This window comes from Ferruginibacter sp. (assembly GCF_031430955.1).
Taxonomy (GTDB): Bacteria; Bacteroidota; Bacteroidia; order Chitinophagales; family Chitinophagaceae; genus Ferruginibacter.
The window spans coordinates 1-8,238 of record NZ_JANPCM010000338.1; the positions used below are offsets into that span (position 1 = coordinate 1).

The 8,238-nt window shown below is 39.2% G+C and carries 3 protein-coding genes; all 3 read left to right on the forward strand.

Annotated elements, in window-relative coordinates:
• On the forward strand, window positions 1–6,154 hold a 6,154-nt coding region (locus ACY65O_RS09610), incomplete at its 5' end, for a DUF1565 domain-containing protein (protein ID WP_462220640.1).
• A 450-nt stretch (window positions 6,155–6,604) separates the two neighbouring features.
• Window positions 6,605–7,714 carry an RCC1 domain-containing protein gene (locus ACY65O_RS09615; protein WP_462220641.1) on the forward strand — a complete coding sequence of 370 codons (1,110 nt, stop codon included), beginning with the start codon at window positions 6,605–6,607 and terminating at the stop codon, window positions 7,712–7,714.
• A 306-nt stretch (window positions 7,715–8,020) separates the two neighbouring features.
• Window positions 8,021–8,224 carry a hypothetical protein gene (locus ACY65O_RS09620; RefSeq protein WP_462220642.1) on the forward strand — a complete coding sequence of 68 codons (204 nt, stop codon included), beginning with the start codon at window positions 8,021–8,023 and terminating at the stop codon, window positions 8,222–8,224.
• The last annotated feature ends 14 nt before the right edge of the window (window positions 8,225–8,238 follow it).

Here is an 8,238-nt window from a genome sequence, read left to right on the forward strand (position 1 = left end):
TGGCACCTTGCTGGTTGCAGATATTAATGCTGGTGCAGCTAACTCAAGCCCTGCAGGATTAACTGTTTTAAATAATAATTTATATTTCGCAGCAGCCGGGTCCAATGGTAATGAACTCTGGAAGTTTGATGGCAGCAATGCAACGGAAGTAAAAGATATTTTTCCGGGTGGAAATAGTAATCCTTTTGGCCTGGCCGTTTCCAATGGCACTATTCTATTTAGGGCAGCAGCCGATGCAAGTGGCACTGAGCTATGGATTACTGATGGCAGCACTGCCAACACCAAACTTGTAAAAGATATTAATCCATCAGGTGCTTCGGCACCATCATTAATCACCAGTGGTAACCCAGTTTATTTTTCAGCTAATAACGGCGTAAATGGAGCCGAGATTTATAAATATGATAATGCTGATGGCATTAACGGACTTCGTAAACTTTATGTAAATGACAATAGCACAGTAGGTGATATTATTACTGCAGCTGTGGGAAATAACAGCAACGCCGGTACAAGATCGGAACCTTTTGCTACTGTTTCTTATGCACTAACTATAGCTGCTGCCGGTGATACTATTATTGCGGATGCAGGTACTTATGCAGAACAGGTAATTATTGATAAAGGCATTACTATTATTGGTGCAGGACAAAATCTTACTTCATTTATTCCTCCATCCACACCGCTGGTGCCTGCACCAGGGCCATTTACAGAAATTGGTTTGTTTGAAACTACACAGGGCATCGGCGATGTTCATATTCGCAATCTTTCTATCAATAGTAATAACGGTTCGCAAAATATAATCATTCAAAGCGGGGGCAGTGTTACCAATTGTACATTAATAAACGGAGGACAGGGAATTTTTTTCAGAATTGAATCGGCCATAAAAACAGCATGGATTGAAAACAACACTATTCAGCCTAATGGCATTGGTGTTAACTGCCAGGGCGGCGGTTTAACAGCAACGATTCGCAATAATAACATCAGCAGACCTGCGGCTTATTTTGCAGGCATTTTTGCAGGACTTGATTTTGGACCTTTACCACAGCTTACCATTCACAATAATATCATCAATAATTATTTTGGTGTTGGTTTGGAAGTAAACAGCTTTACTGGTAATTATAATAATAACAGCATTGTAGGATCGGGGAGTATCAGCATCCGCAGATCAAGTGGCAATACTCCTAATGCCACTTGCAACTGGTTTGGATCAACTGATGCCGGTGTCATTGCATCTAAAATTTCAGGAACTGTAAATTACAATCCGTTTCTTAACAACGGAACAGACAACAGTGCTGCTATTGGTTTTCAACCGGTAAATGCAGCCTGCAGCGGCCGTAATACTTATTATGTAAATGATAACAGTCTTTCCGGTGATGTGTTTACATCTGCCATTGGCAATAATAGTAATAACGGCTCTCCATCAGCCCCATTTGCAACAATAAGCTATGCATTAACACAAGTAGCAGCCGACGATTATATTTATGTAGATGCCGGAATTTACACTGAGCAGGTAACAACAGATAAAGGCATTACAATTATTGGAGCAGGTCAAAATCTTACCTCTATTCTTAAACCTGCTGTAACGGTTGCACCACCGGCCGTGCCACCAAGCACATTTGCAGAACAGGGAGTTATTCAAACAGCACAAAGCATTACCGGCGATGTACATATCAGTAATCTTTCTGTTACCGGTGATTATACCGTGAATGTAACGCCAATAATTATACAAAGTGGTGGCAGTGTAAAAAATTGTAAACTGCAAAATGGTAACCAGGGAATTTTTGTTCGCATTGATCCCGCCATCAACCCTGCAACAAAAACATTTGTGATTGATGGAAACAGCATTAATGCAGAATATATCGCCGTAAATTTTGCAGGCACAAGATTAACGGCTACTTTAAGCAATAATACATTGGCTGCTTTTAATCCGGGATTTTCAACAGGTGTATTTGCAGGATTGGATTTTGGAACTCTTGCCGGGTTAACGGTTACGGGTAATACATTCAGCTCTTTTGTTAGTGACGGGCTGCTGGTAAATACAAACAACGGCACAATATCGCAAAACAGTTTTACCGGAACAGGACAAAAGGCTATCAATAAAATTGGCGGTGCTAATATAAACGCCACTTGTAACTGGTATGGCTCTGCAGATGTAAATGTGGTAGCACTTAAGATAACACCAGGTGTTACTTTTTCACCGTGGTTAGTTAATGGAAATGATAACAGCGGTACAATTGGATTTCAGTCTGTACCCGGTTCATGTACCGGAAAACAAACACGGTTTTATGTAAACAACAACACTTCTGCCACAAGAATATTTACAACAGCGGCCGGTAGTGATGCAAACCCCGGAATTCCGTCTTCACCATTTGCAACCATCAGCGCTGCTTATCAAAAAGCACAAACTGGTGATAGCCTTTTTGTAGATGCAGGAACTTACAGTCCCGGAGACGCTACCATTGGAAAATCTATTTCTATCATTGGCACCAACTATCTTCTTTCGCCTAATGATGCTGCAAATACATTACTTATCAACAGCACCCGTAATGCTGAAACAATTATTGATAATCTTACATGGACAATTGGCGCCAATGATATTAATCTTGAAGGGTTAACGTTTAACTCGGTAACCAAACAAATTATTTCGCAAAACAATACAAGCTTCAGCAATATTAAACTGGCAAAAAACAGGGTAACCATCAATTCAAATCTTACGCTGTTTAATTTTACAGGTTCAGGAACTGCTACTATGGCGCCATCTGCTATTGTCAATTCAGGATTAACAATAACTGATAATCGTTTTGAAAAATATGATGCAACAAATGGAACAACGCTGAATATAAATAGGTTTAGAAATGTTGCAGTTACCAATAACTCGTTTGTAGTAGCCGGCACAACAGTTCGTACACAAACAGCTTTAAATAATGGCGGCAGCGGTGTGGTAGATGGTGTGTTCGTTGCTAACAATACTATTGATAAAGCATCGAATGCATTTGTTGCGTCACGCATAACAGCTGCATTTATCTATGGAAATAAGATTAACAATACTAACAATGCTTTCTTTGCTAGCAATAGCATGCCTGAGGCGTCATACATCATTTTTAATAACAATATACTGGATGGCAGTGGCGGTATTGTACCATTTATACAATATACCCGCTCGGGAGGAAATGCATTAGGTGCAACCTCATCATTTACAGCAGAGGAAAATGTTATTACCGGAACAGCGGTAGCCTCAACAACTACGTTACTTGGCAGTATGAACCTGATTTTCTTTAATACTGTTTTAAATCCATCTTTAGCTGTTCGCAATAACAAAATAACCTACGCTGGAGATTTGAGTACTGTTCCGGCACATTTCATTCGTCCAATTATGATTCGGGGAAATTTAGCCAATGCAGTTGTTGAAAAAAACGAAATCAGTTTAACAGGAATTAACCAGCAGCAACGTACTGCGGGTGTTAATTTACCTGTAAGCCCTGCAATTACTTTATATACAGAAAATGGAACTACCTCTTTCCTTCAACCCGGTTCTGTTATAAATATTTTCAATAATAAAATAAATGGCTTTAAACATTCTTTTGCGGCATATGATGCGGTAGCCGGTAATGATGCTTACATTGGCTATGGCAATATTCCTGCAGGTGTTTCTGTAAATATCAACAACAACAGCTTTACTGGTGATTCTATTTCTATCAATAACGGAACAGTTGGTCAAATTGTAAATGCCAATTGTAATTGGTATGGGGTAGCTGCAGCACATAATATTTCGGCTAAAGTAACAGTAGCCACCGTAAATCATTCGCCATGGTTAACCAACGGAACAGATAATGATGTAGCTACCGGTTTTCAACCAGTACCCAATAGTTGCAACGGCATACCGGTGAATGCCAATATTATTTTGGTAACAAATATTACCTGCAACGGTGCTGCCAATGGTGCTATTGATGTATTAGCCGAAGATGGTTTGGCACCATATACCTATGCATGGTCTAAAGATGGCGTTGCTGGTTTCAGCACATTAGAAGATCTTACTAATCTTTCACCCGGTGATTACAAATTGATAGTTACCGATGCAAATGGTTCTATAGATTCTGTATTTACTTTAATTACCGAACCTGATATATTAACCGCTGCTGCAACCGGAACAAATAATATTTGTTTTGGAGCATCGTCAGGCACTGCCACTGTAATTTCTGCTGGCGGCACATTACCTTACACTTATCTGTGGAGTAATGGAGCAACAACCGATGACATCAGCAACCTGATTGCTGGAAATTATTCTGTAACTATTACAGATGCGAATGGTTGCACAGCCATTTCAAATTATGAAGTAACGCAGCCGCCATTATTGACTGCTGTTGCAACAGGTACTTCAACTTCATGCAGTAACACTGCAACAGTTGCTGCAAGTGGCGGCACAATCCCTTACAATTATCTCTGGAGCAATGGGGCAACAACAGCTTCTATCAGCAGTATTGCTGCAGGAACTTACACGGTTATTGTTACTGATGCTAATAGTTGTACGGCTTCAGCAAGTGTTACGGTTACTGCCAATGAAGCATTCAATCCAGCGGCTTCGGTTAGTAATGTAAGTTGCTTTGGAGGAACAAACGGAAGCATTACTGTTACCAATGTAAATGCAACAGCGCCTTTCTCTTTTAGTATTGATGGCGTGAATTTCCAGGCCGGAACATTACCTTATACTTTCAGCAATCTGGTTGCAGGTGTTTATACCATTTCGGTAAGAGATGCAAATGGCTGTACAGGTTTTGTTACCAAAACAATTACACAACCGCCTTTATTAACGGCTTTTTTAAATAATGTACAGAGCACCTGTTTTGGACTTAGTACCGGGGCAATCACTGTTACTGCAACTGGCGGCTCTGGTGCGGTTAACTATAGCTGGACCGGGCCAAATGGTTTTACAATAAGCCAAAGAAATATAAATAACCTGGCAACGGGTAATTACACCCTTACTGTTACTGATAATAATAATTGCACTGCGGTGCTTAATGTAGTTGTTCCTTCATTAAATGAAATAACAGTAAGTGCTGTTGTTACAAATGTTTTATGCAGGGGAACTCTCTCCGGTGCCATCAACCTTACTGTAAGCGGTGGCAGCAACAGCGGGTTTACATTCAGCTGGACCGGAGGCACTACTTCCACAGCAGAAGATATTTCAAACCTTGGCTTTGGTAATTACAATGTGTCCATCACAGATATTGGAAGCGGATGTGTAATTACAAGATCATATGCTGTAACACAACCCGCCACTAACCTTGCTTTATCAGTAATAAAAACAAATGCAACCGGATGTAACAGTCTTGGAACAATTACTGCAACGGGTTCTGGTGGAACCAGCCCTTATCAGTACAAACTTGATAATGGCAGTTATCAGAATTCAGGAAGCTTTACAGGTTTATATGCAGGAAGCTACACTACATGGGTTAAAGATGCCAATGGTTGTACAAAATCAACTGTAGTTAGTATCACCGATAATGGAAGCGATGAATATGAAAGTAATAACAGTAAGAACCAGGCAAAATTGATTACCATCAGTACAAATATTAATGGCCGCATTGCCACTACTGCTGATGCAGCTGATTGGTTTAAGTTTACAACACCTGCTGGCACTGGTAATTATACAATGAGCCTTACCCATCCTGCAGCAACTTTTACTTTCAATATGTATGCGGCAGGCAATAATGTTCCTGCATTAGTACCAGTGAGTACTTCGCCAACATCAAAAGAGTATGTGTTGCCTGGTAACACTACTTTTTATATCAGCATAACCGGAGGATTATCTTATACCTGTTATACTTTGGTGGTAACACCCACGGCATTACCAATCACCAGCATAAACGGTAATACATCCAATGAAAAAAATATTGTATTTACTGTAAAAGATTTAAGCGCCACCGCATACCCTAATCCCCACAACGGCACCTTTATGCTCCGCATTTTGGCTCCTGAAAATGGATGGGCAAAGATTGAGTTATTTGCTGCTAACGGGCAAACACTGGCAACAAAATCTGTGTTGATGCAAAAAGGCATTCAAAACAGTGTACCTTTTACTGTTAAACAGCACGGTACTATTTTTTACAGCATTCAGTTTGGAAAATATAAAACTACCGGTAAAGTAATAAGCCTTAATTGAACTTAATAGAACCAGCAGTTCCCTTAGAATTCCCCTGTCTCGTAATGAGCAGGGGTTTTTTATTACTAACAAGTTTTCAGATGGAATATGCATTTGATAAACACTGTCACCCTAAATGAGTATTTTCTATTGCTACGGCTTATTGTATATTTCAGTTTTATAACTGATGAAATCTGTTGCCAGCAAGATATTTTAGAAACAGCTTTTTTTTAAATCGTTTTAATCCTGATTGTTTAAGTAAAGACAATCATTTTAAATGGGAACCACTTGCGGCCATTGCAGAAAAAGCCTCAACTGTACTATTTAATTATCCGGGCTTTTGCCTAAAATATCCGGAAATACAAACTGCAGCAGACTTTACACTTTTAAAAAGAAATTTGGCTAATGATACATTGGTGGAAGGCCAACATAACATTTACACTATAAAATTAATTATACACAATAGTTATTATGAAATTTTTATTTTTTGCCCTCCTCTTATTAAGTAATACTGTTGCCCTGTCCCAACAATTGATTACTTCCCCCACAGTAAAACAACTTGCTGCCGGCACAAACCACAGTGTGGCTTTATTAATTGATGGAACCATTTGGGCCTGGGGTAAAAACAGCAGCGGGCAATTAGGCGATAGCTCCACTAAAGATAGATACACGCCTGTTAAAATTGATACCGATATCAACTGGAGCAGTATTACTGCAGGCAACAATTTTAGCCACGGTATTAAGAAAGATGGCAGTTTATGGGGATGGGGGACTAATAAAGTGGGCCAGCTAGGTATTAGCACGGCAAATCTAAAATATGATTATTGGTCACCCGTACAAATTGGTACAGATAATGATTGGCAAACCGTTTCTTCCGGCATTTCTTTCACTATTGGCTTAAAAAAAGATGGTACGCTTTGGGGCTGGGGCAATATGTTGCACAACCTGCAGAACCAGGAAGGTAACGCTTACAAACCCGTAAAAATAACAGGCAATAATAACAGCGATTGGGTGGCCATTGCAGCAGGCGATGATTTTTTAATAGCGCAAAAAAAAGATGGCACTCTTTGGACAAGGGGCATGTTGAATGATACACAACATAATGATGGGGGCAAAAATGTATTTTATAAAGTGAGCGATGATACTGACTGGTTAAGTTTTGATGGAGGTAAACAACATGCTGTAGCTATAAAAAAAGATGGCAGCCTTTGGGGCTGGGGTAAAAATGAAATGGGGCAATTGGGTAATGGTAGTAATAGTAACGCTAAAAAACCGGTAAAAATTATACGGGTAAATGACTGGCAAACGGTAACGGCTGCCGGTAATTATACCATTGCATTAAAAAAAGATGGTACTGTATGGTATTGGGGGCAAACCTTTTTTATGAAAGATAAAGCCAGGTACAGCGTTAACCCCAAACCATTTGATGCCGCTGTAAAATACAAGTGTATTGCTGGGGCAACAGAAAGATTATTACTGACACTTGCTAAAGAAAAAATGCAGGGTGTAGTGGAGAGTTATGAGTTGGGGCATGGGCAGGAAAAAGAGATTAAATTATTTATTAAACCGGCGGGTAAATAATCTTAACTCCAATTAAATTATATGCGACTGAAGAAATGGTTTTGTGTAATCATCATGTTAGCAGCAACGGCGTGTATTAAAGCACAGAATCGCTGTTATATTTTTAAACACAGCCAGTTTGTAATTGGCACAAATTATAACTGTGGCGCTGCTACAATAATGAAAGACGAGTCGATTTTTTTGACAAAATCTTAAAACCATTCCAAAAAAAAATATTTGGAAAAAGACAGTAAAATTATGTAAAAATGCAACGAAAAAATTTTTAAACAAAATACTTATGCCGAGTTGGTTTTACCAAACGAAGTAATGGTAGTACTATATTTTGAACAACAAATGGAAATAAAAAAAGGCTCCTTTTGCAGCAATACTTTTTATGAATGTTTCAAAGGAACAGATGCTGCTGTTGTCGTAAATCGTTCCAACAGCAGAATGACTTCTGTAGGTGCTAAAACAAAATGCATAGTATTCAGGAAAATTGTAAAGGGAGAAAATATTAAGTTCAACAATTAAAATAGCACGATGAA

Bases quoted from the DNA above. Each gene is read 5' to 3' on its own strand.
- ACY65O_RS09615 (WP_462220641.1), top strand. From the start codon at position 6,605: ATGAAATTTTTATTTTTTGCCCTCCTCTTATTAAGTAATACTGTTGCC.
- ACY65O_RS09620 (WP_462220642.1), top strand. From the start codon at position 8,021: ATGGTAGTACTATATTTTGAACAACAAATGGAAATAAAAAAAGGCTCC.